The organism is Chryseobacterium sp. Mn2064 (genome assembly GCF_049319685.1).
In the GTDB taxonomy this organism is placed as follows: Bacteria; Bacteroidota; Bacteroidia; order Flavobacteriales; family Weeksellaceae; genus Chryseobacterium.
Genome location: NZ_JBMOUE010000001.1, coordinates 596,447 through 623,400, shown reverse-complemented (window position 1 = coordinate 623,400; position 26,954 = coordinate 596,447). Strand labels below are relative to the sequence as shown.

The following is a 26,954-nucleotide window of genomic DNA, read 5'->3' as shown; positions in this document are numbered from 1 at the left end:
CAAACATAAAGATATTAATTAAAAATATTTTTAAAATAATTCCAATTTGATTGATAAAAAATTACTAATTTCGGATAAAACTAAACGTAAATTTATTATGAAAAATTTAAAGAAAATCGAAAGACAGGAGATGAAGGCCATTAATGGCGGCATCAACTGTACAGGAGGTCAATTATGTCTAATCAGTGGAAAATGGGTATGCATGCCCTACGACGGATGCGGTGGCGGAAACCAACCTTAAGTTTTAATTTTAATCCAAATATTTTATTATGAAAAATTCTACAAAAATTTCAAGAGACCAACTGAAGACAATCAACGGTGGAGCAATAGGTTGCTCAGAAGCCTGCTGCCCTCCTCCGGGAATAAAAAGATGCCCATGGGTAATCTGTATTATAGCCTGTCCTGTAACAAGTTAAGATGAGTATTCATTGATACTCTATTGAAGATAGTATGAAAACCTGATATATTAGAAAACAAAAAAGCCTTAAGATCTTTGATTTTAAGGCTTTTCTTTGAAGATTAATTGCTATATGTATCCTCCTTCTCTTCATTTAGGTTGCGCGTATTAATCTGTTTTTTTAATTTTAATCCCTGATAATAACCTATATAAAAATACATTCAGTATTTAATCTAACCATGAAAAATGAGTACTATGATACTTTAAACCTTAAGTCTGACGAAAAGGTTTTAGAAATTTATAGAGATCGAAACCGATATGTTCAAGAAGCCCAAGAAGCATTAATTGAGATATTGAAAAACAGAAATCTGTATGAGCAAGCTATAGAGGAAGAAGAATCAGAATATATTGAGCAGGAAGAATTAGAACAGGAAACTATTCAGGATTTTGAAAGGAATCTGTTTGGAAAATATTTTTCAAATATTGAGTTTGCCCAAAATAGTTTAAACAAAGGTGAATATTTTAGCGCAGATTTTTCTGTTATACAGAAAAGATTTGTTCTCAGTAGAATTGCCATAGTTATAGGAATGCTTGCAGCGATAAGCTTTTTCATGTTTTTAATCACTCGGGAATACGAAAGCGATCTGATATTATTCTGGGCCATTCCATCCCTACTTTTATCTCTATTATTGATTGTTGGAATCAAGGGGCAAAAATCTACAAAATCTTCTCTTAGACTGGTGAGAAAAAACAATCTCGACATTGATCTGACCATACAGATGAAGGACAATCAAATTACCGTTAATTATCCTTTCAAATATGAATATTACTGGACTTACCGACAAAATGTTAAGCCCAGAATCAGGCAGGTAGAACTATTTATTTTTATCTATGAGCGTGATGAAATGATTATTTCTTTAAACGAAACATTAGACGCTTCTAAAACGCCACCGCCTCATTGGGATTTTATTTCGGATGAAAAAATGGTAACAAAGTCCAAATTCTCGTTTACAAATTATGCTTTTAAAAGTCCCAATTTGTATAAACTACAAAAAATATTAGACGGTATAAAAGAGCAATCATAAAAATAAATACATCTTATTGATTATAAACAATTTGACACTAAAAACTATCTTAATGCTCTTCAAAAAAAAGGATTTAAAGAAATTATAACTTTTATAAATATAACGATTTGATTATTTTAGGATCTAAGATACTTTTCTTAGGGAGAACCAGAGACCATGCATGTCCGTTCGAGATCCAGGATATGGATTGATACTGAGGAAAGTTGATAAAACTGCAAATAATAGCGCCTTCCTGATGTTCTATATCTTCAATTTCATACAGGTGAAAAGGTGTCATAAGACCCGTTTTGAGGACTTTTGATAAAGCTTCTTTAATAGTCCATAAAATAGTAAGGCTTGTATGTCCATCGGAACAAATCCTGGAAAGCTTATTTTTTTCACCATCTGTAATAATTCCTTTGATGGTTTCCGCCTGTTCTGTATTCACTGCTTCAACGTCTACTCCCATTGGGTGCCCTTCCTGAAATACAACCGCGATGGCCATTTCTGTGGTATGGGAAATGCTCAATTGTATATTTCCGGCTCCGGCCAAATAAAGAACAGGCTGCTGAAATACTCCAGCACCTACTCTTGCTTCTGTTACCACGATATCATTCATAAATGTTTTTAATGCCATTTTAGCGGCATATCTACCCAACAAATAACTGTGCTGCACTTTTGGAAATTTCAATGTATCAAAAAATTCCAATTCTTTTTCGTGAAGAAATGACTGTCTGATTTCTCTTAATTGATCCAGAGAATTCCGTACTGCTGCTATAGCCGCAGGATGTAAACCATCAGCTCTCTGCAAGAATAATTTTTCAACCACAATTGTATTTTGTAAGGATAAATTCATAGCATTAAGGTCATCATCAATGAAGATATAAAAGTAATAATATTATTTGAAAGAAAAGGGATCTGGCTTATTCTTCCGCATTCTGAAATCGGTAAAAGCATCTCTTCTGTTCAACAGAAAATAGATATTGTTATGCAATAAAAAGCCTAATTCTTTCCCCGGTGTTTCTCCAAAAGAATGCCCTGGCCAAATTAAAGTCTGCTGAGGCAAATACTGCTTGATAAACTGTACAGAGTCATAAAGGGAATTGATTCCACTTTGATCACAGATTCCTACTCCTTCGATAAAAATGGTATCTCCGGTAAAGCAATGTCCATCAATCAGATAACAGACGCTTCCTTTGGTATGCCCTGGTGTCAGTAAAGCTGTTACGCTAACATTTCCTACCCTCACCTCCTGCAGATGTTGAATTGCAATAAGATTTGGACATTTAAAATCATAGTGCCGGATCTCGATGGCTGACATATACACCGGAACTCCGTAATATTCTGCAAAAGTTTCGGCAAGGTCTGTATGATCGTGGTGGGAATGCGTCAATAAAACCCCTGTTAATACAATATGGTTGTTTTTTAAAAAATGGCTGATGAGCTCATAATCCCAAGCCGGATCAATCAATATTCCGGAATGGTCATCATGAATCAGGTAACATTGATTTTTAATGCTCTGCCCTGAAACACGGAAAACTTCTACTTTCATCTGTTTATATTTTTTTTTTTTAACAGTCAAATGGAACCTCCATAATCACTTCCTTGTGCGTCAAAAAATTTTTGACATAGGTGTTTCATACTACTGTGTTTTTTATTCTGTCCTGTAATTTTTCTAACTGGCTCATTTCTCTTCTGTAAGGGCTCATAATCGTAAATGTTTCAGAGTGACTATCAGGCTTCAGATTGTATTTGACAAATGCTGAACTGGTTCCCGAAGGTCCCATATCTATATAAAGACAGGGACCTTTGGCTTCCAGAAGATCAATTATTTTCGTAAAATTAGTGTATCGGCTTACTGCCTGCCAGAAATAATCATCGGCAAGATCATTGATTTCTTTTGCTTCAAAACCTGATATCAATCCATCAACAGGAGCTTTCAAAGCGGTTGAGGAGCTGATGTACTGATCAAAATCTGCTTTTGCGGCCTTCATTAAGGGAGTATGAAAAGGAACGTTGACGGGTAAGCGAAAGAAATTAATTCCTTGCCCTGTCAATTCATTTTCAAATGCTTCTAAATGAGAAGTTATTCCTGACAAAGTAAAGTGTCCGTTAAAATTATGTGACGCGAGAAATAACTGATGTTTCCCATAAAGACTTTTCAACTTTTGTTCTTCGGCAAATACGACTAGCATTCCCCCTTCAATATCAGCACGAGATATTGATTTAGCTTGTTCTATGGCTGCTTCCACTGCTGTAGCAGCATCCCATACTCCACCGGCCACCCCGGCAGCAAATTCTCCCAGGCTGTTCCCCGATATAAAGTGTGGCCGAATTCCCATCTCCAAAACCGTTTCATACAGAGCAATCTCAACGGCAACAATCGCAGGATGGGTGATGAGCAATTCATCAAAAAATTCTTCTTCGCTGCTATACAACTCATCAATCAAAGAATAGTTCAGTTGCTTTTTTATCATTTGAGACAACGTTTCGAGACAGCTTTTAAATGTTGGATGCTGCTCATACAAATCCCGTCCCATTCCACGATAATGACTTCCCTGACCGGAAAATAAGAATACAATATTTTTAGATTTGCTTTCTGTCATTTAATTATTTACCATTAATGCTGTGTTTTCTAATAATTTTGCGGCACCTACCATGATATTGAGTCCAATTTCATCCACATGGCGATTTTTCCAGCTTTCCATCGGAGTTCCTTTCACCCATTGATTGAACGCTCCCAATGCAGAACCTGTATGGATCTGGAAATTGGCTTTGTTCTCAATATTACCTTCAAAAGCCAGCTTATTGGTGTAACCAAAATACCAGCGGAAGACCAATGCCATTTTAGTTTTGGGATTCTGTTCTGCTTTGGTAATCTCAGCTTCTGCTCCTACATTTTTGCAATACTCTCTGACTTCGTTCCAAATTTCGGCAATGCTTTTTTCGAAATAGGTTTTCTCCAGTTGTATGATTGTTTTTTCAGGAATTTCTTCTAGACTGTTGTATTGATTGTATAAAGCATACAGTTTATTGGCTCTTGCGGCAAATAAAACCCCTCTTCTGAGTACCTGTACCTTAGCTCCTATCTCAAACATATCTCCTGCAGGCGCATAATCGGTATCCTGTACATTAATATCCTGTAAAAGATCTTTTACTGCATCGCTGGTTCCTGCCTCTACTGTACACTGATTAACTGATCCCGTCACGATAAAGTCAGCACCCATGATATAGGCGCATGTTGCCGCCTGAGGGGTTCCAATTCCGCCTGCCAATCCAACACGGATTTCTTTCTCATAAGCATATTCTGCCATAATATCGGTTCTTAAACGCTGAATAGAAGGCAATAGAACCATGGCAATCCCACGATCGGTATGTCCGCCTGAATCTGCTTCCACACAGATATCGTAGCTCATTGGCACTTTTTTGGAAAGGGCTGCCTGTTCTGCTGTGATAAGGTTTTCTTCTAATAAATTTCTTACGATTTTATCGGGAGCAGGACGCATAAAAACTTCCGCCACTTCCGGTCTGGAAACTTTAGCAATAATATTATGCCTGCATATTACTTCACCGTTGGGGCCTTTCTGCAAACCTTTTAATCTGTAATATACCAAAGCGGGCATCATCTGCATATAGGCTGACGCTTCAATATTTGTTACTCCGTAAAGAAGTAAAAGTTCAACAGCTTTCATTTCCGAAGCCGGATCATTTAAATTATGCAGGAAATTGACTCCGTAAGGCTCTCCATTCGTTAGTTCTTCCTGAATTTTGATAATATTCTTTTCAATGTCTGCTAACGGCATTCCTCCGGTTCCCAAAAAGCCCATGAATCCTGCTTTTGCCAAACGTACTACCAGCTGTGGTGAGGCGATTCCTCTGTACATAGATCCTGCGGCATATGCATATTTAAGGCCATAATCTTTGCGGAATTCGTGGCTTCCCAGTTTGGTAGAAAGACATTCTTTTTTTGAAGCTTCCCCGTTTACTTTACCATTCACAGAACCGTTAACATGAGGTTTTGCGGTTTCGGTTATTATCGGTTCTTCGTGGATCAGCGGAGTGCAGGTATCTTTAATTTCATTCACCATTTTAGTCAAAATAACGCTTCCTGTTTCTTCATATTCGGTAACACCTTTCCCCATAAGCGTTCTGATCGTGTCTGTCCATTGTACAGAACTTTCTATCTGCCTGGCCAAAAGATCGATGATTTGTCCTTCAGGATAGGGCTTTGCAGTCACATTTGCAATCACAGGAGTCTGTAAGGCTGAGAAGCTGAAGTTTTGAAGAAAATCCTTAAATTCTGTCGCAGCCGGTTTCATATATCTTGAATGGAAAGGAGCGCTTACAAAAAGCGGGAATATTTTGATTTTACGTTCTTCAAATTCCTGTACAATTTTATCAATCGAATGTTGAGGCCCGGCAATGACAATCTGCGTTGGCGTATTGATGTTGGCAATATCTATATCTCCGTATCCTCCTTCTGACAACAATTTTTGTATGGCCTCCACTTTAAGCCCCAATACAGCAGCCATTCCTCCTCCGGATGCCGCCGCCATTAATGCACCTCTCTTCTGAACCAGTCTTAATCCCGTTTCAAAACTGAATGCTTCTGCTGCAAGCAAGGCATTATATTCACCTAAGCTGTGGCCGATGAAGAAATCCGGTTTGTCTCCTGAGTGGTTTACATAATGGGTAAATGCATTTACCGTATACAGCGCAGGCTGTGTGAATTGTGTTTTGCCTAACTGGCGTTCCGGATCTTTGATGCATAATTCTTCAAGGTCGTACCCTAAAATTTCTGATGCTAAGATTGTTTCTTTTCTGAACTGATCGAAAAGTCCTTTTCCCATTCCTTTATATTGGGATCCCTGGCCTGGGAACATTACTGCTTTCATATTGTTTATAGTGTGTTTAGTTTGTATTAAAGGGTTTGTTCTATATTTTCCTCTGTATTCATTTGGGTTAACCATTCTGTACAATAAGGGGTATTGACAATGGTAAAGTGATTGGCCTCTGTAGGAATGATCTGTACTTCGCTGAAGTATTGATCCCAACCTGCTGCGGACCCTGCATCGCCCCAGTTTTCTCCTGAAAGCTGCGTATTGTCTGCTTCTACAAAAATCAGGGTATGATCCAGCTTTTCTTTCATACGGTATTCTGCCGAAACTGAAGCACGGAATACTTCCCACATTCTGGCGACTGTTTTAGCAGGAAGTGTATTAACAGTATCGCAGATAAACTGCATATAGTGCTCTTCCGGAAGCTGCTGAACAAGATTTTCCACTGCGTCGTCATTCAGCCATGGCTGGCTGAATTGGATCAGTGATCTGAAATAAGTGCTCAGCTTTTCAGTTTCTCCTAAAGAATTGAAAGACGAAAGCGGATCTGTGAAGCAATCAAGGAAAATCACTTTTTCGATCTCCACAGCTGATTCTTTTGCCTGTTTTATCATTTCATAGATTACGATTCCCCCATAACTGTGTGCCAGTAAGGTGATTCCCCCTATGGCTCCTGTTTCTGTGATCTGTTTCAGGTTATAGGCTGCCATATCTTCGATACTGGTATTCGGAGCTTCGTCTGCAGCAATTCCTTTCATCTGCAATCCGTATACGGCTCCTTCTCCCGGCACGTTACCAGCCAGAGTAAAGTAGCCTTCTGTAGATCCCAATGCTCCAGGAATGATAAAAGTAGCGTCTTCCAAACTGCCTTCTCTCAAGGTTAAAACAGATTCTTCACCGGATTCCTCATTACCGCTGATCAGCGTTTTGATGCCTGCAATGGTGGGATTTTTCATGATATGAATCAATTGGATATCTTTATTAAATACGGTATTGATCTTATGGGCCAGCTGAATCATCGTCAGAGAGTTTCCGCCCACCTCAAAGAAATCATCATAGATTCCTACTCTATTCAGTTTTAACAGTTGAATCCATATTTCTGCAAGGCTGTGTTCTGTTTCATCGGATGGTGCTGTAAATTCTCTTTCAATCATATCATTGGGATCTACACCTGGCAGTGCTTTTCGATCAACTTTACCATTGGAAGACAATGGAATTTTATCAATCTCAATGAATATGGAAGGGACCATATATTCTGGTAAATGTACTCTGAGGTGCTTCTGAAGTTCTTCTTTATCAAACACATCATTAGCTACCACGTAGGCAACCAGTCTTTTATTTCTGTTATCATCTTCTACAGTCAGTACAAGTCCCTGTTTTACGAGTGGAGATAACTGCAAAATAGTTTCCACTTCTCCCAATTCTACTCTGAACCCATTGATCTTCACCTGCCCGTCCTGTCTTCCAAGAAATACGATAAATCCGTCAGGATGCTGGGAGCCGATGTCTCCGGTACGATACAACTGTTTCTGCATTCCGGGATGTTTGATGAAACTGGCAGCGGTTTTTTCAGGGTCCTGATGGTACCCTTTAGCCACGCCAATTCCTCCAATGTAGATGTCTCCGGGAACATTTACAGGGCAAGGAGAAAGATGGGCATCCAAGACATACATTTCCTGATTGCCTAAAGGATATCCATAAGGAATGCTCTTCCATGAAGGATCTATTTCACCGATTGGATAATGAATGGACCATATAGATCCTTCTGTTGCACCTCCAAGACTGATTACGCTGCTGTCAGGGTTTATCTTTTTGATTCTTTCCGGTACATCCAAAGGAATCCAGTCTCCGCTCATCCAGTACATTCTTAAGCTGGCAAGATGCATTTCTGAAGTTTCTTCCTGTCTTTCTATCAACAGATTGACAATCTGAGGTACTGAGTTCCAGACAGTCACCTGCTCTTCTTTAACGTAGCGAAGCCAGATATCCGGATTCAACCCTTCTGTTTCAAGAGGTAAAATAAGTGTTGCTCCACAAGCAAATGTTCCAAAAATATCGTAAACGGAAAGGTCGAAATTGAGGTCGGATATTCCAAATACTTTATCATCTGAGGTAATGCCGAATCTCGAATTCATATCATACAGGGTATTAACAGCCCCTCGGTGATCAATCATTACTCCTTTTGGCTTTCCGGTGGAACCTGAAGTAAAAATAATATATGCCAATTCTGTATCCGGAACTTTTACGGTTTCGAATTCTATTGGTTTGTCTGCAAATGTGCTTTCTTCCAAAAGGATAATTTTAACATCTTCAGAACAGTTTACTTTTTCGGTATAATCCGGCTGTACCAGAACGATCGTGGATTCGGTTTGTTTAATCAACTCATTCATCCTGTTTTCTGGCAAGCTGCCTTTAACAGGAATATAGTGTCCTCCTGCTTTTAGAATTCCCAGAACTCCCCAAACCTGCTCCAGACTTTTATGGGAAACCATTGCTATAGGAGCATTTGCCTGAAGACCAGATTGTACAAGAGCTCCTGCCAAACGATTGGCCATTTCATTCAGTTCTGCATAGGTAATTCGTCTTCCGTCGTGTACTACTGCAATCTGATCAGGGGTTTTAAGAACCTGTTCTTCGAAAAGGTCGGCTAATGTTTTATGTTGCGGATATTCAACAGCCGTATCATTTCTTTCGTGCAGGAAATAGTTGATTTCTTCTTTAGATAATACTTCATAAGCGCTTATCTTCTTTGCTGTATCTTCCATAACGCCATTCATTAATTCCATCAAATATCCCATATGCTGGCGAATGATCCCGGGACTGAATACGTCCTGATCATATTTCAGGCTTACAATGATTTCTTTTCTGAGATCCTGGATTTCCAATGAATAAACATGAGCCGTTTCCTGATATACTTCATCATAGATCTCAGCTCCCGATCCACCTCCTGCTAATATTTCATCAAAAATATTCTGATAAATAAATGATACTTTGAATGGTGTTTCTCTGTTTCCGGAACGGTCTAGGTTCAGATCTGATAATAATTTAGGCAAAGGATATGCTGCATGAGACATCCCATTGATCATTCCTTCCTGAATATGTTTTACCAACTCTGCAAAGCTCTGATCTCCTGACACTCTGCTTCGTAATATCATCATATTGACATAGTAACCGATACTGTTTTCGTATTCTTTTTTAGGACGGCCTGCGGTTGGCATCAAAATTAAAAGATCTTCTTCTGTGGTCAGCTTATGAAGCAACATTGCATACATTCCTGAGAATAATACAGAAAGATTTACTTTCAGTTTTCGGCCTAACTCTTTTAACTGCTCTACTTTCTCCTGACCGATTTTTATTCTTTCAATACCAATCGTGGTTGTTTTGGTACTGTTCTGTTTGTAAAGATCATAGGGTAAATTCAGGATTGGTAAGGTTCCGGAAAGATTATTTTTCCAGTAAGCCAGACTTTTTTCGCCCTGTTTGCTGAAAATATAATTCTTTTCCCATTCTACATAGCTGAAATAGGCCAAATCTGCTTCTTTAGCGGATACTTTTTCTCCGTTGGAAAGCCTGTGGTATTTTTCAAACAGAGAGGTTATAAACACGGAACTCGACATTCCATCAAAAATAATATGATGAAATACCAACAGAATATAATTTTTACCGGCACTAATATCTCTTCTGATATATAATCTTACGGGCAATTCGGTTTCCAGGTTAAACGGTATTCTTACCAGACTCCAGGAAACATCATTGATAATTTGATTTTCAGCAAGTTCCTGATCATCTATTTGAATCTGAACTGTAGTATTGATCTGATTATAAACTTCCCCTGTTATTTCATCGGTATGAAAACTGGATTTAAGAACCGGATATTCATCAAGCGTCAGCTGAAATGCCTGCTTAACGATATCATGATCAATCGTTCCCGGAATGATAAATGATACCGGAACATTGTAATTCACATTTTCAGGTTCCAGCTGCTGTATGAACCAAAGTCCTTTTTGGCCTTCTGAAAGCGGATATCTCGGAGATGTTTCTTCCTGAATTTCTTCCAACTTATTGGTATGGATATCCGATACTACTACCGTCAGGTGAACTGCTGCAATTTTCGAAGGATATTCTTCAAGAAGGAAATCTGCAAGATCATTGATGGTAGGATAATTATAGAAAACGGCTGGTGTAAGATCTGTATCGTAGAAATCATTCAGTTCATTGGAGTACTTGATCAGTAAAATAGAGTCAAAACCATAATCGCTCAGTTTTTCGTCTCTTTCGATGTCACTTTCTGATAATTTCAACAGCTGTGCTGTGATTTCCAATAATTTTGAAGCCACTTTATCCTGTAATTCAGCATTTTTAGGTATAGAGAGTTCCTGTACAGGTTTTTGTTTCAGGACCAACCTGTTCAGGAATTGAGATCGTATTTTATCTACCTTTCCGTAGGTTACAATTCCCTGTGTATAGCTGCTTCCCAATAGCTGATCGAAAATATTGATTCCCACTGCATTCGGTAAAGGAGACAATCCGTATTGTTTGTCTAAATATTCCTGACTTGTCTTATCCATTACCATTCCGCCTTCTTTCCAGAATGGCCAATTGATGCTGATGGTTTTTCCCTGTCGTTTTCCTTTACTGCGTTCAGTTTCTCTATAAACCGCGTAATTATCTAAATATACGTTGGCTGATGAATAGTCTGCCTGACCCGCATTTCCTGTGATCGCTGCCAGTCCTGAAAACAGAACCATAAAATCAAGGGCTTCATCTTTGGTAGCTTCATCAATATTCTTAACGCCATTTACTTTAGATGCAAAAACAGACTCTACTTCTTCAGGAATTTTATTGATGATCAAACTGTCTTGAGTAACTCCTGCACTATGGATAATTCCATCTATTCTATCGTGCTTTTCTTTGATCTGATCCACCAAATGAATCACTTCTTCTTTGCTGTTTACATCACAACTGAAATACGCTCCGTGCGTAAGACTTTTAATGAAAGTTTCTTTTTCCTGATCCAATTTTCCACGACCTGTTAAAATCACTTTCGTTTGTGGCACTTTGTTGATGTGGGTAGCGAATAATCTTCCTACTCCTCCGGCTCCGCCTACGATGAGATATACTCCGCCTTCTTTAATTTTTAACCCGTCATTATCGGAGATGGTGATCTCGTTCAGCTTTTTCACTTTTCTAAGCCCGGATTCGTAGCGAACCTCTGTATCTACGGTGGAAATTTCTCTCTGTAAGATTGAAGTAAGTTCTGGTGCATCTTTTACAGAAAGTCGATCTACGCTAATGATCTTCCCTGTGATTCCCTGATTTTCAAGACTGGCTGTTTTCAGTAGTCCTGAGATAAGACCATAATCAAGATAATCTGCGATACAGCAAACGATCAATATATGAGAGGCATTCTTCTCTGCCATTCTTTTTTTAATCACCGACATTACATCAATCAGATAATCTTCGGCAATCTGCCCGTCAATTGTTGTGGTTTCAATTCCCAACTCGGTTTTAAGATTCTCCGCTAATTGTGCCGGACTGTCTACCAATAAGACAATTGGAATCGCTTCATTTTCCTGTCCTGCAAGGTTTTCTGCTTCACATTCTTCCCAGTTTGTGGTAAATATGCAGGCATCCGTTGCAGTATCTGACGATTCTGTTTTCTCAGTTCCATCTACCGGAAGGGTAACAAAATCATGAAAACTCATCAATACTTTCCCATGATCATCCAGAATATCCACATCATAGGTAATCACAGTTCCATTTCCCTGGTTGGTTTTGCTTTTTCGGGCATAGCTCCAGATGCTTAAAGGTAATTCTTCATAGAATACTACTTCTTTAACGCTGAAAGGAAGCTGAGTAACCGGTTTTTTATCGATAAAGCCCATTCCCATACAGGTTTGTAATGCGCTGTCCAAAAGTCCAGGAGAAACGCTGAATCCTTCCAACTTTGGTAATGTGATCTTCGATAATGCTTCTGAAGATGAGTAATACATTTGCTCAATTCCCATGAAGCTGTCTCCGTAGTCCAGTCCCATCTGTCTGAAAATATCATAACAGGTCGTTCGATCCACATTTTCTGATAGATTGTTTTGAATCATTTTCAGTTCAAATGAATTATTCACCGGTAATGATTGCGTTGAGATACGTCCCTGACTGTGAATCTGTTCTTGTCCATTTATTGAATAAATCTCATAGCTAAGATCATCATGGATTCTTTTTAGACGGATATGCACTTCTTCAGATTTTCCATTGATCCTTACCGGACTCATCCAGGCTATATTTTTAAGAGTAGTTACCTGCTCAGACAGAAGTTCTTCACCAGCCAATCTAGCCATTTCAAGATAAGCTACTCCCGGTAATATAATCTGGTTTTGGATTGTATGATCTTTTAAAAATTCTTCATTTCCGGTAAAAGTACTGGAGAACTGGAACGATTTAACCGTTGAGGTATTGCGATGGATCAGCGAATGCAAAAAGCTCGTTTGTTTGCGGGCAGCAACCGTTTTTACCTCCGGAATCCAATAACTCTGACGAGCAAAAGCATAAGAAGGAAGGCTTATTTTATTCGGACGTTGCTTTGGATATAACAAATCCCAGCTGATAGCTACCCCTTTGGTCCATAACATGGCTAAAGATTTTATTTCACCATGAGCAATGGCATAGTCGATATAAGCTTTTCCAGCTCCTCCTTCCAGTAAAAAGTCGGCTTTATTCTTTTTGATATTTCCGGTCATCAGATGTTCTGTATTCCCTTTCAGGAAATCGTTCAGCTGAAGCATAAGATCATTCTGATCTGTTGGAAGTATGGCAAGACGTTCTTCCATAGGCTCTCTTCCGATTTGTAATGTATAGGCAACATCACGCATATTGGCTCCCGGATTTCTTTCTAACCATGATACCAGATTCTCAACCTGACTTTTTAATCTTTCTGTATTTTTTGCAGAAATAACGATCAGTACAGGTTCTGTGGAAAGTATTTTTACATTGTTTTCCTGATATTCTTCAATCACCATGTGTACATTTGTTCCACTAAAGCCAAAACTGCTGATAGCGGCTCTTCTTGGTGCATTATTTTCCGTCTTCCAGTCACTTAAAGTACTTCCTACATGGAAAGGGCTGTTGGCGAGATCAATTAAAGGGTTGCATTCCTCGAAGTTCAAAGTAGGTACCAATTGCTTATGTTTTAAAGAAAGCATAATCTTCAAAACGCCTGCTATTCCTGCGGCAACCAGTGTGTGTCCAATATTAGTTTTAACGCTCCCGATTCTGCAATACTGTGTTTTCTCTGTATATTTTCTGAATGCATTGGTAAGGGCATCCATTTCAATAGGGTCACCCAGACTGGTTCCTGTACCGTGTGCTTCTACGTAGCTGATGGTTTCAGGATTGATATTGAATTTTTGATAGACTTCTTTTTCAAGCTCCTGCTGTGCAAGAACACTTGGTGCTGTAATCCCGTTGGATGCTCCATCTTGATTGGTTAAGCTTCCTTTAATCACTCCATAAATCTGGTCCCCATCGCGTTCTGCATCGGCAAGACGTTTCATGATCACGACTCCAACCCCTTCACCTGGCACGAATCCGTCTGCTTTTTTATCAAAGGTATGACACTGCCCAGTGGAAGACATCATCCCTGCTCTACTGGCCAAAGAATAAAAGCCAGGTGTGGTCATGATATTGATTCCTCCCGCAATAATAAGGTCAGTTTCTCCTTTTTGTAAGCTGCTGCATCCCATATCCATCGCCAGAAGAGAACTTGAGCATGCTGTATCTACAGAAACGGCAGGTCCTTTAAGATCTAAGAAGTAGGAAATTCTTGCGGCTAATATCGCACTGGAATTTCCCCACATTACTGAAGCTTCTTCACATTCTCTGATGTTATAGTCACTTGGAGCAACTCCGGCATAAACGCCACATTTGCTTCCTTTTAAATTTTTCGGATTGATGGCTGCATCTTCAATGGCTTTCCAGCAGTGCTCAAGGAACAGACGCTGTTGTGGATCCATCATTTCGGCCTCGTTCCCTGATATTTTAAAGAATACGGGATCAAATTTATCGATATCCAACAGGAAACTACCCGTCCATTTTGCATTATCATTGTTCGTGTATCCTTTCCATCTGTCTGCCGGAACATCCCCAATCAGGCTTTTTCCGTCTTTCAGTACTTCCCAGAATGCATCCAGATTGTTAGCTGCTCCAAACTGCCCACTCATTCCGATGATGGCAATATCATTTTCATAGCGGTATTCCGGCTCCGGAGCTTTAGCTGCAGGGGTAAATCTTGTTTTCACAGGAGAAGTTGCCGTTTCAGGAAAATCATCCAATACAGGAGCTTCTGCAGAGACTTCAACCTGTAATGCTTCGCTGTGGTTCTGCATCAAATGTTCTGCGAGTTGCTGAACCGTTCCATAGCTGAAAATATCGGTGGATTTCAAATCTACTTTCAGTTTTTCATTGATGTTTTTGATGAGCTCCATGCTGAGAATGGAATCAAAGCCGTAATCCATAAACTGGCATTCTATATCAAAGTCGCCTGGTGGAAGTTTAATTAAATCTGCAGCTATTTTGGTAAGCTGGCTGATCAGGCTATTATTATCTATTGTTTTTTTCATAACAGGCATTTTCTGTTTGGGTGCCGTTGTATTTTGTTGATTAACTGGTGAAATGGTCTTGATTTCGGTTTGTTTTTCTGATTGTTTTAATCCGGAAATAATCTTTCCATTGCTGGTAGCACATATGATCTGTTGTGACAGATATTCTCCTTCAGGATAACTTACAGGCTTCTGATATCCTGTCTCTTTCAGAACATGCTGCCAGCTTTCTGATGACAGTCCCGGACTTCCTTTTAATCGAATTCCGCCGTCTTCGTAAAGCCACCATCCGTCTAATAATCCGAAGGTTAATGTGGTAAATATTTCTGTGCGTGCTATTTCATTCATGATCAGCAATCCATCCTTCTTTAATAGAGCTTTGATATTAGTAAGGGTTACCGCCATGTTTTTAGTGGCATGCACTACATTGGCACCAATCACAATATCATACGTTCCTGTTTCTATCTGTTGGCCGGAAGGGTCTGTTTCTATATTCAAAATTGCGGTTTCCAGATAGGGTGCCATTGTTTTATATTGCTGCTCTGCATAATGAAGGAAGCTGTGTGACAGGTCTGTGTACAGATAGAAAAGGTGTTCTTTATAAGGCTCGAGTGCTTTAAAGACAAACTGACTGGTTCCTCCGGTTCCTGCACCTACTTCTAATATTCTGATCTTTTCACCCGGTTTCAGAGAAGGAATACTGGCAATGACACTATTTTTGATAACCCCGGTCAACAGGTCATTAAAGTAATCTGATTGGGCATTTCCTTTGTAAATTCCGCTTACATAATCCATACTTCCTCCCGGAAACATCACTGAAGTGGCCTGCAGTTTTCCTGTAATGATTTCTGTAAAAGATTCCAGGCAGATCTGAAGCAGTGTTCCATGAGGGCGGTATTCCTGTTGCTGAATCACAAGTTCACTCATTTGCTGTTCAAAATCAAACTTAGAAAGTTCTTCTTTCATTTCAGCAGTTACCAGAATCTGAGCGTCTTTTATACTTATATATCCTTGTGATTCCAATATATCAATCAGAACAAAAAATAGCTGTTCGTACTTATCGTTAATGGAAAGCTGAGATCTTAAACTTCTGATCGTTTGTCCAGTAGTCTGCTTGTCTTCAAGCCCCAGTTGAAGTAATACTTTTAATATTCCTTTACAGCAAAGCATTTCAAATATCTGTTCCTCTTCTTCTGCATTGGGATACATAAGTGCATCTGCGCTTTCCCATTGCAATACTGAACTGAATTCAACTTGTGAACTCTCCTTGTCATGGCGCATAGTAGGCATCGCTGCGGCTGTTGCTACAGAGAGCTTCAAAGCCACTATCTGTTGTTCATCACTGTTTAATGCATTTTCCAGCAGGAGCATCCCTTCTTCGGTCTCAATACTTTCGATACCCGCCTGCTTCATTTTTTCTTTATAACCATCTGCTGACACAATACCGATCTCTCCCCAATATCCCCAATTAATGATTTTAACAGGAATGTTCAACAAATGGTTTACACTAAGGGCGTAACTATCTTTAAAAGAACATCCTGCCGCATAATTAGCCTGTCCCGGAGCATGAACCAACGATTGTGCTGAAGAATAGAAGCAGATAAAATCTAGAGGCTCATTTCTGAATGCCTGTACCAAATTCTGACTAGACAGAGACTTAGGCATGAATGCTTTTTTAAAATCATCCTCGGTCATGTTTTTAAGCAACATATCATGCAGTACAATTGCGGAATGGAAAATACCATTGATCTCGCCGTGATTTTCTTTAATTGCTCTGTAGATTTTCTCAACCTGGTCTGAATCTGTAGCATCACATTGGTAGTATTCAGGTTTTTGTCCGAATTTTGCAATTTCTTCCTGTGCCAGTACAATTACTTCATCTACGGCTCTTCTTCCCAACCAGATGATCTGCGCCTGATAATTCTTCACCAGGTATTCTGTAGTTGCTTTTCCTAATCCACCGGCTCCTCCTAATAATACATAAGTACCTCCTTTTCTAAATGTTGAAGTTTTTACCTCAGGTAATGCAACAGGGTATAAGTATTGTCTGTAGTAATGGCCATTTCTCAAAGCCGTAACTGCATTTTCTTTATTATCGAGACTTACTGCGAATAGATCTTCCCATTTAATTCCGGTAGGATTTTCTACAGAAGATAGATCCAGATCAATCCTATTAACCGACCATTGAGGTTGTTCTTTTACCAAAGCTCCTGTCATCCCTATAATGCCACTTCCTGCTGAGGTTACTTTATGGTTGGATAAAACCTTTTGCGTATTGGAAGTGAAGACTGTAAGTTTCAGATCCTGGGATTCGGTTTCTAATAATTGTTTTATGCTTGCAAATACGGCTAATTCTCTTGAAGAATGATTATCTTTTAATGGATTATCATCTTCTTTAGCTAACCCTTGCAGCAGATAAACAGCTTCCGTACCGTCTGGAATGATATCTAAAGTTTTTGTGATATCTACTTCTGCTCCATGGTTCATCAGCCATTTTCCAAGTTCTTCACTGAATAAAAGTTCTGAATCTCCAGTAACAAGAATGTGTTTTCCCTGAATTGCAGCTGATGTTTCCGATTGAGTAATCACTCTCTCCCATATTGGTTTATGAGCAATGGATGAAGTGTTACCTGAAGTATTATGAGGTGTCACCTGAGGAGACAAAATCAAATCTCTGAAATGCAGTAAAACAATTCCTTCATCATCCATAATATCCATCTGGCAGCAGAAAGTTCCGTTCTGCTTTTTATCGAACGTTGCCCGGCACCAGATCATTGAAGGTAATGTTCCAAAAATGGTTATTTCCGAGGCATCTGAAGGCTGATAAAGGGATTTTTCTCCTTGGGTCAGCAGCCAGCCTGTACCGGTTTGTACAATATTGTCCAATACGCCCGGGGAAAGGATAAACTCATCAGTAACCGGCAGTACAATTCTAGCCAGTGCGCCATTTTTATCAAAATACAGTTGTTCCACTCCCTGAAAATCAACCTCATAGCATTTCCCTGCTTTGGCAAACAGACTGTAAAGTGTTTCTTTTTCAAGGGAATACTGATATTGCTGAATCAGATTTTCAATATTTTTCCGATCATGCGGTTGCTGAAATTCTGTATTCAGTACTCCCTGACCGTTTAGCTGTGGTTTATTTTCTTTATGTTTTGTGTAAATCTCATAAGCGATTTCATTTCCAGCATTAAAAAGACTGATCTGAACGTTCGCAGGAACTCCGTTTACTCTGATCGGATCTACCCATGATACATTTTTCAGTTGGGTAATGCGTTGGCGTAAACTTCTTTCTCCAGCTTCTCTTGCAAGCTCCAGTAAGGCAGATGCAGGTAATTCTTTATAATTGGTGATCTCACATTTCGTTAAGAAATCCTCTTTTCCCGTGTAGGTACTGATAAATTTCTGCTCATTCAGGTCAGAATCGTTGCTGTGCAATAGCGGATGAAGATTGCTCTGTCCATTTTGAATGATCTCACTGTCTTTTATCGGGATCCAGTAGCGGTCTTTCATAAATGGATAGGACGGCAAACTGATTCTTGAAGGTAATCCTTTCGTATAAAGGGATTCCCAGTTTGTTACCACTCCATTTACCCAAGCCATTGCTATAGAAAGCAGGTCATTTTTATGCTGAATATAATTTTCATCCTTCTTGCGGATATTTCCTCTGATTGGATTTATGATTTTATGTTCCAGATAATCGTTCAACTGAATCATTAAATCTTCCTTATCCGCAGCGATGAATGCCAGCCTTTCCTCCATTTCTTCTCTACCAGTCTGCAAAGTATAGGCAAGGTCATACAGATCAGCCTGGTTATTTTTTTCTAAGAACTTTTTAAGATTCTCTACCTGAATGGCGATCCTACTTGTGTTCTTTGCTGATAATGCAATGATTACCGGCATTTCATACCTTAATTTTCGGGATGGCTGAGTCAGATATTCCTCAATGATGATGTGAGCGTTACTTCCTCCGGCACCAAATCCACTGATTCCTGCGATGCGAGGTTTTCCTTCAACGGTTGGCCATATTTCAAGTTGCTGCTGTACTTTGAAAGGGCTGTTTTCGAAATCAATATCCGGATTTAAAACTGCTGAGTGTAAAGAAGGAACCAACTGCTGATGCTTAAGCTGTAAAATCACTTTCGTTAATCCTGAAATTCCTGCTGCTGATTCACAGTGTCCAATATTTGACTTGACAGATCCGATACTGCAAAACTGTTTATGAGTGGTTTCAAACGCTCTGTTCAAGCCTGCTATTTCAATCGGATCTCCAAGACTGGTTCCTGTCCCGTGGGCTTCCACGTAGCTTATATCGGTTGCCTTAACTCCACTTTTTTCGATGGCATTTTTAATGACTGCTGCCTGAGCTTTCGGATTTGGAACTGTGTATCCATTGGTTTTACCTCCGTGATTCAACGCGGTTCCTTTGATCAACCCATAGATATGATCACCATCTTTGATGGCTTCACTTACACGCTTCAGTAATACGGCTCCCACACCTTCTCCAGGCACATATCCATCACCTCCCTGACCAAAACTCTCACAACGGCCTGCTCCGGAAACAAAACGTCCCTGGCTTAGCATCAGATATTTGTTAGGGTGAACGCTGATATTTACTCCTCCGGCAATGGCCATATCGGTGTTTCCTACAATCAGATCATTGCATGCTAAGTGAATAGCCGTTAATGAAGAAGAACACATGGTATCAACAGCCATACTTGGGCCATTGAAATTAAAGAAGTAAGAAACCCTGTTCGCAATACTGCTGGCAATACCAGCCGGTGTCACAAAATTCCCTTTCATTCTTTCTTCAGCCCCGAATAATTGATATTCTTCATACATTACCCCTGCGTATACGCCTATTTTTCTAGCTGTTCCTGTTTCAGCATCTTCTGAACAGATGCTTTCACGGGTATATCCTGCATCTTCGATGGTCTCCCAAACAGTTTGCAGAAAAAGACGTTCCTGAGGATCCATCAGTTCTGCTTCTCTTGGTGAGATGCTGAAGAATAAAGGGTCAAACTTATCAATATCATTCATAAATCCACCCCATTTGCTATAGCTTTTTCCCGGATGTCCTTTTTCTTCATGATACATTTCTTCCGCGTTCCAACGGTCTTTCGGCACCTGTGTAATGCAGTCTTTTCCTGTTTTAAGATTCTCCCAGAATTCTTCGAGATTATCAGCATTCGGATAGCGTCCGCTGATCCCGATAATCGCAATATCTTCGTTGGTATTTTGATTGTTCGGTTGATGCTGCACCATTGAAAAACGCTGACGTCTGTTTGGAAGATCAGCAGCTGGTCTTTCAGCCTGTATCATTTCCTTTTCTACAGGAGTTGAAGTTTTAACCGCCGCCAATCCTGTCAATTCTAACAGTAATGGGCGATGGCTTTCCATAAAGTATCCGCAAAGTTCTTGTAAGGTCAGATATTCGAAGAATAATGTACGGGGTAATTTACCAAACACATCCTGCAGACAGTTAGAAAGCCTGATGACCAATACAGAATCAATTCCGTACTGTTCAAAAGGAACCTCAGCCTTCAATTTTTCTTCCGGCATTCTCAGTTCTTTTGCGAGAAGATTACGCAGATAGATCATAGATGCGTCATACAGAGTTTCTTTGCTAGCAGAAGTTTCTACTGATGATATATTATACCCTTCTTCTGATTGCTGTGATATGGCTCTATCTTCATTAGTAACTCCAAACAATACCATTCCCTGAGTAATTCCACAGTTCATTAAGTTTTCAAATGCTTCAATTCCTGCATCCGTTGGCATCGGAGCCCAACCAAAATGTTGTTTCATAAAGATTTCAGCTTCAGCACTGATATGCATTCCTCCATCTTCCCAAAGTGGCCAGTTGATGCTTAAGGATTTTCCTTGACGTCTGCCGTTTACGCGTTCGCTTTCTCTGTAATGTGTATAATTATCCATCCAGACATTGGCTGAAGCATAATCAGACTGCCCTACATTTCCGTAAACTCCTGCTACTGAAGAGCAAGTGACCATGAATTCTAAAGGAAGATCTTTCGTTGCCATATCCAGATTTCTGGTTCCTTTTATTTTAGCAGCAAAAACTTCTTTTACCTCTTTTTTGGTCTTTTGAAGGACTATACTATCACGGATCACTCCTGCACTGTGAATGATACCATCAAGTTTTGCATATTTTTCAATAATATGTTGAATAAGATCATTAACTGCTGATCCATCACTGATATCACAAGGATAGTACGAAACATTATTCAGTTGATCTACAGTACTTTGTTGAGAAGAATTCAACTGTGAACTTCTGCCTGTCAGAATGATAGTAGCTCCGGCTGTCCGGTTAAGATATTGTGCAAAAATTAACCCTAATCCGCCAGCACCGCCAGTAATAAGATAAACTCCGTCTGATTTGATCTGTACAGGAGTTGAGGAAGCATCCACTACAAGGCTTTCCATTGTTCTTACCTCACGTTTTCCTGCTGAATATCGTATTTCATGATCTTTATTATGCTGTTCCTTGATCAGAATATTGCCGAGCTCTTCAAGATCCTGAAATGCGTCCTCTTCAATACTGATCAATTTCCCTGTAATTCTCGGATTTTCCTGAGTTAATGTTTTCAGCAATCCTGTGATAAATCCATACTGATAATACTGATCTCTGCTACAAGCAACGATAATATGGGTTGCTTTTTTATGAGGCATTACCGTTTTGGCCAGCGAAAGTATTTCCATAAAGAAATCTTCTTCTTTAGCCGTATTAATGGCTGTAGCCGTTAATGAAAAATGATTGTAAAGATCATCCGCCATGGTTCCGGATCCCCCTGCCAATATGATGATAGGAGTTGTTTCTCTAAGAGACTGTGTAAATTCCGGTTCCGATTTCCACTGATCCACCAACAGGCTAAGACCTTTTGGAGCCATTTCAGTATCATTAAACGTAACAGTATTATCACTTACAAAGCCGTTTACAGGCAATAGTACCAACTCTTTGAAACGAAGAACAATTTTTCCTTCATTATTCAAAAGATCAATATCATAGCTGCTGATTCTCTTTCCAGCTTTGTTTTTCGTTACATGGCACCATAATTCAGCGGTTAAATTCTGATGGAGCTCTATTTCAGTTACACTAAATGGTAATAATATTTCCTTGTTGCTTTTTGCCAGTTGTGTTCCTATACAGGTCTGCAATGCACTGTCCAGAACTCCGGGTGTTAAACCGAAAGTATAATCTGCAGGTAAAGAAATTTTGGATAGCACTTCATTTTCACTGTAATACATTTCGCGGATGCCACGGAAGCTGTTGCCATACTCCAATCCTGCTTCACTGAATAACGTATAACAGTTTTCTCCACTTACTGTATGAGCCAGTCTTGCTTTAATCGTTTTGATATCTTTCTGTTCCGGAGCGATGAGTTCTTCAACTGATACAATACCTCTGCAATGGATTTGCTCTTCATTTTCATGGGTATAAATTTCAAATTCTATTTCATTGTCTGAAGTAAAAAGACTGGTAAAAACAGCCTGGTCTTTATCTTTTATCTGAATTGGATGTAGCCAGCTTACTTCTTTCAATTTTGTAATTTTTTCCTGTACAGACTGTTCACCAGCTTCTCTTGCCAATTCAAGATAAGCGACTCCCGGCAATGTTTTCACATTATGTACCTGATGATCGGTTAAAAAAGATTCTTTACCGGTGAAAATACTGGTGAACTGCTGTTCTTTAAGGCTGGAAGTATTGCTATGCAGTAAAGGATGAAGTTTTGATCCGGTTTTTAATGATAATTCTCCTTCTGCCTGTGGAAACCAATATCGTTCATTTGCGAAAGGGTAAGATGGCAGGCTAATCAGCGAGGGTTTTTCATCATTATAGATCAGATTCCAGTCGATATTCACACCTTTCACCCACAACTGAGCTAAGGAATGACTTTCTTTTTCCCTGATGATGCTTTCCAGATAAGCCATCCCTGATTTTCCTTCAAGAGAGATTCCCAGATGGTCGTTGTGAATATTTCCAAGGTATAAATTCTGTGTATTCTTTTCCAGATAAGAAGACAATTGTGAAAGCAAATCTTCTCTATCTTCAGCAATAAAAGCCAACCTTTCTTCCATTGCTTCTCTTCCGGTTTGAAGGGTGTATGCAAGATCATTAAGATTGATTTCCAGATGATTCTCAAGATGTGTTCTGAGATTATCAACAACGATTCTGAGTCTTTCTTCCTCCTTAGCTGATACTACAATCACCAAAGGCATGTGCTGGCTGTAATAAGTGCTTCCCCCTACATATTCTTCTATAATCAGGTGGGCATTGCTTCCTCCTGCTCCAAATCCACTGATGCCGGCAATTCTAGGTTTATTGTTTGCCACCGTCCATTCTTCAAGTTCCTGCTGAACTTTGAAGGGCGTATTTTCAAATTTTATATTAGGATTCAGTATTGCTGAATGCAGAGAAGGTACCAATTGACGATGCTGCATTTGCAGTAAAACCTTGGTTAATCCTGATATTCCCGCTGCCGATTCGCAATGTCCGATATTGGATTTTACGGAACCAATGCTGCAGAACTGTTTATTTTTAGATTCAAAAGCTTTATTTAAACCTGCGATTTCAATAGGATCTCCAAGGCTTGTTCCGGTACCGTGAGCTTCGATGTAACTAAAATCCTCAGCCTTTACTCCTGCTTTTTTCATGGCTGCTTTGATGACGGAAGCCTGTGCTTTCGGATTGGGAACGGTATATCCGTTGGTTTTTCCTCCATGGTTCAGTGCAGTTCCTTTAATTAAACCATAAATACGGTCTCCATCAGCTAATGCCTGGCTGTAAGATTTCAGCAATACAGCTCCTACTCCTTCTCCAGGAACATAGCCTTCTCCTCCTTCTCCAAAACTTTCACATTTACCCTTACTTGAAACGAACATTCCCTGGCTCAACATCAGGTATTTATTGGGATGTACACTTACATTTACGCCTCCGGCCAGTGCCATTGTGCAGCTTCCATTCTGAATACTTTCACAGGCAAGGTGTATTGCCGTGAGAGAGGATGAACACATGGTATCTACAGCCATACTTGGTCCGTTCAGATTGAAGAAGTAAGAAACCCGGTTCGCAATACTGCTGATGCTTCCTCCTGGGTTTACAAAATTTCCTTTTGCATTTTCTTCGGCTCCAAACAGGGGGTATTCTTCATACATTACGCCTACATAAACCCCTATCTGTGGCTGGGTTTCGTTCTTATCTCTTCCGCCTTCCAGCTTCTTTCTGGTATATCCTGCATCTTCGAATGTTTCCCAGGCGGTCTGAAGAAAAAGACGGGCCTGTGGATCCATCAATTCGGCTTCGCGAGCGGATATATTAAAAAACAATGGGTCAAAATGGTCGATCTGATCCATAAATCCGCCCCATTTGCTGTAGCTTTTTCCTGCTTTTCCTTTTTCTTCATCGTAAAAATCGGTAAGGTCCCAACGATCTGCCGGAATTTCTGTGATGCTGTCTTTTCCGGATTTGAGATTCTCCCAAAATTCTGCAATGTTTTTAGCCTGAGGATATCTTCCTGAAAGACCAATAATAGCGATAGGTTCGCCAGCCTGTGAGCTTTTTATTGTTATAGGCTTTTCTACCGACTGAGAAACAGATTTTACATCATTTTTAAAGCTTTGAACAACGGGTTTAGAAGTAAAAGACGGTTCTTCAGGTAATGATTTTTTTACTCCTGTAAGCTCGATTAACTTTTCAGAATAACCATCCACAAAAAATGCGGTTACTTCAGCCAATGTCTGACATTCAAAAAATAAAGTCCTCGGTATGTTATTGAAAATGCTTTCCAGGCGATTGGTGAGTTTCGTGATCATGATAGAATCAATTCCGTACTGCTCAAAAGGAGTATCAGGATCCAATTTATGATTCTTCATTTTGAGTTCTTTTGTCATTACATCCCCCAAATAAATCATAGACGCAGCATACAACGCCTTATCATTCACAACCGTTTTCTTTTGGCTGGTTTTAGGAGATGAAGATCCATTCATCCAGGTATTTAATTGATTTTCTTCGCCATATATCACAACGCCTTGTGATGAGATATTGTTCAACAGCATCTCAAACGCGGAAATCCCATCAGAAGTGGGCATAGGCCACAATCCAAAATGATTGGCCATATATTTTTCTTGTTCAGCATCGATGTGCATTCCGCCATCTTTCCATAAAGGCCAATTGATGCTCAATGTTTTTCCGGTTCTTTTTCCCTGCTTGCGCTCTTTCTCACGATGGTCTGCAAAATGATCCAGCCATGCGTTGGCTGCGGCATAATCTGCCTGTCCTGTATTTCCAAATACTCCTGCTACTGATGAGCAGAACATGAGAAAATCAAGTTCTTCATCTTTTGTAGCCAAGTCTATGTTCTGAGCGCCGATAATTTTAGCCGAAAAAACCTCATGAATTTCTCCTGCTTTTTTATTGATGATTAAGCTGTCGCGGGTAATTCCTGCACTGTGGATGATTCCATTCAGAGGGCCATAATTGTTTTTTATTTTTTGAATTAAATCTGTCACAGACTTTAAATCCGTTACATCACAACGTTCATAGCTTGTATGGGTAAATCTTTTGATTTTTTCCTGTTGTACTGTATTCAGCTCACTTCGTCCTGTAAGAATTACTTTTGTTCCGGAAATTGTATTCAGATAATCTGCGAAAATCAGTCCCAAGCCGCCTGCACCGCCTGTGATCAGATACACTCCATTTTCTTTGATTTCCGTTTTTAATCCTGGATTTTCATCAGAAATTCCTGTTAAGCTTCGAATTTCTCTTCTCCCTGAATGATACCGCACTTCTGGTTCCTGGCTTCTTTGCTCTTCCAGTAAAGTTTCTGACAATGCTTCCAATTCATTGATTGAAAAGCTTTCTACTCCTATTGTTTTTCCTTTCAAAAGCTGTTTTTCCTGCACCGCTGTTTTTAGCATCGCTGAAATGAAACCATACTCAAGTTCGTCTGCTACAGGATAAACAAAGTGAATTTTCAGCTGAACTGTTTTCTTATTTTGTATTTCTTCTAAAACCTGGATAAAAACAGATTCCGGGGTTCCTTCGGCAATTGTTTTTACTTCACATTCCAATCTTTCACTTAATTTCTCTGCCAGTACAGCAGATCCGCCAGCCAATAAAACCAACGGAGCATCATTTGTTTCATTCTTCGATAATTCTCCAGCCTTATCTAAATCCTCAGATTTCCAACTGTAATGATAGAGATGGAGTTGAGGAATTCCGTTTGAATTATTATTATCTGAATCATTGATGGTATTTTTTTCCAGAGGAACCACAACAAATTCAGTAAAGCGGATGATGATTTCTCCGGCATTGTTTACTAATTCGATATCATAGCTATTAGCGAGCTTACCTGATCTGTTTTGGGTCACATAGCACCATATTTCTTCAGGAAGTGGCTGATAGATATTCATTTCCCGAACACTGAAAGGAAGCATAAGCTGTTGATTCTGATCTGCGAGGCTTATTCCCAGGCACGTCTGTAATGCACTATCCATCGTCCCGGGAGACCATACAAAGCCTTCTGTCGCTGGTAAAACTATTCTTGATAAAGCGGCTTTTTCATCATAGTAAATTTCCTGAATTCCCTGAAAGGTTTTCCCATATTCAAGCCCTATGGAATTCATGATCTGGTAATAATCCGATCCTTTTTTATAGTCTCCTGAATCTTTAAAAAGATCAATAAGACTGCCGATATTTTTTATTTCAGGAATTTGCTGCTCAGCTGTACTCAAAATTCCATCGGCATGCAATTGTACCTGTATATCTGCCTCACTGGTAAAAATTTCATAGGCAAATCCATCTTCCATTTCTGTAACATTCATATGAAGCTGAACGGGTGAATCACCGATTGTGACAGGCTGCAACCAATTGATTTCTCTGAGTTGAGTGATACTTTTTCCGGCAACATATTCGCCTGCCGCGCGGGCCATTTCAAGATAGGTAACCCCGGGCAGCACTTTTATCCCGAGAACTTTATGGTCCGTTAAAAAAAATTCTTTTCCGTTATATACACTGTTGAATTGGTGTTGTTTCATCTGTTTATAT

8 protein-coding genes are annotated in these 26,954 nt (G+C 39.6%); 3 read left to right on the top strand and 5 right to left on the bottom strand.

Features of this window, described 5'->3' with window-relative positions:
• Positions 1 to 97: 97 nt before the first annotated feature.
• The 3 genes from ACL9RH_RS02615 to ACL9RH_RS02605 all read left to right on the top strand — a co-directional run bounded on the left by ACL9RH_RS02615 (position 98) and on the right by ACL9RH_RS02605 (position 1,482).
• Positions 98 to 241: a bacteriocin-like protein gene (locus ACL9RH_RS02615; protein WP_422691773.1), complete on the top strand. Its 144-nt coding sequence runs from the start codon at positions 98 to 100 to the stop codon at positions 239 to 241.
• Between the two features lie 28 nt (positions 242 to 269).
• Positions 270 to 416 (top strand): bacteriocin-like protein, encoded by a 147-nt coding sequence (locus ACL9RH_RS02610; RefSeq protein WP_422691772.1) that lies wholly within the window; start codon positions 270 to 272, stop codon positions 414 to 416.
• Between the two features lie 220 nt (positions 417 to 636).
• On the top strand, positions 637 to 1,482 hold the full coding sequence (locus tag ACL9RH_RS02605; RefSeq protein ID WP_422691771.1) for a hypothetical protein: 846 nt from the start codon (positions 637 to 639) through the stop codon (positions 1,480 to 1,482).
• Between the two features lie 91 nt (positions 1,483 to 1,573).
• On the opposite strand, the gene ACL9RH_RS02600 is transcribed toward ACL9RH_RS02605, so the two are convergent.
• From ACL9RH_RS02600 to ACL9RH_RS02580, 5 genes are all read right to left on the bottom strand, one after another.
• Complete coding sequence (locus ACL9RH_RS02600) at positions 1,574 to 2,317, bottom strand: 4'-phosphopantetheinyl transferase family protein (RefSeq protein WP_422691770.1); 744 nt, start codon at positions 2,315 to 2,317, stop codon at positions 1,574 to 1,576.
• A 42-nt stretch (positions 2,318 to 2,359) separates the two neighbouring features.
• Positions 2,360 to 3,013 carry an MBL fold metallo-hydrolase gene (locus ACL9RH_RS02595; protein WP_422691769.1) on the bottom strand — a complete coding sequence of 218 codons (654 nt, stop codon included), beginning with the start codon at positions 3,011 to 3,013 and terminating at the stop codon, positions 2,360 to 2,362.
• Between the two features lie 85 nt (positions 3,014 to 3,098).
• A complete protein-coding gene (locus tag ACL9RH_RS02590; protein WP_422691767.1) occupies positions 3,099 to 4,067 on the bottom strand; it encodes an acyltransferase domain-containing protein in 969 nt (322 codons plus the stop codon).
• The gene (gene fabD, locus ACL9RH_RS02585) at positions 4,068 to 6,356 is read right to left on the bottom strand and encodes an ACP S-malonyltransferase (protein ID WP_422691766.1); all 2,289 of its coding nucleotides are present in this window, start codon (positions 6,354 to 6,356) and stop codon (positions 4,068 to 4,070) included.
• Between the two features lie 26 nt (positions 6,357 to 6,382).
• The gene (locus ACL9RH_RS02580) at positions 6,383 to 26,944 is read right to left on the bottom strand and encodes an amino acid adenylation domain-containing protein (RefSeq protein WP_422691765.1); all 20,562 of its coding nucleotides are present in this window, start codon (positions 26,942 to 26,944) and stop codon (positions 6,383 to 6,385) included.
• Between the last annotated feature and the right edge of the window lie 10 nt (positions 26,945 to 26,954).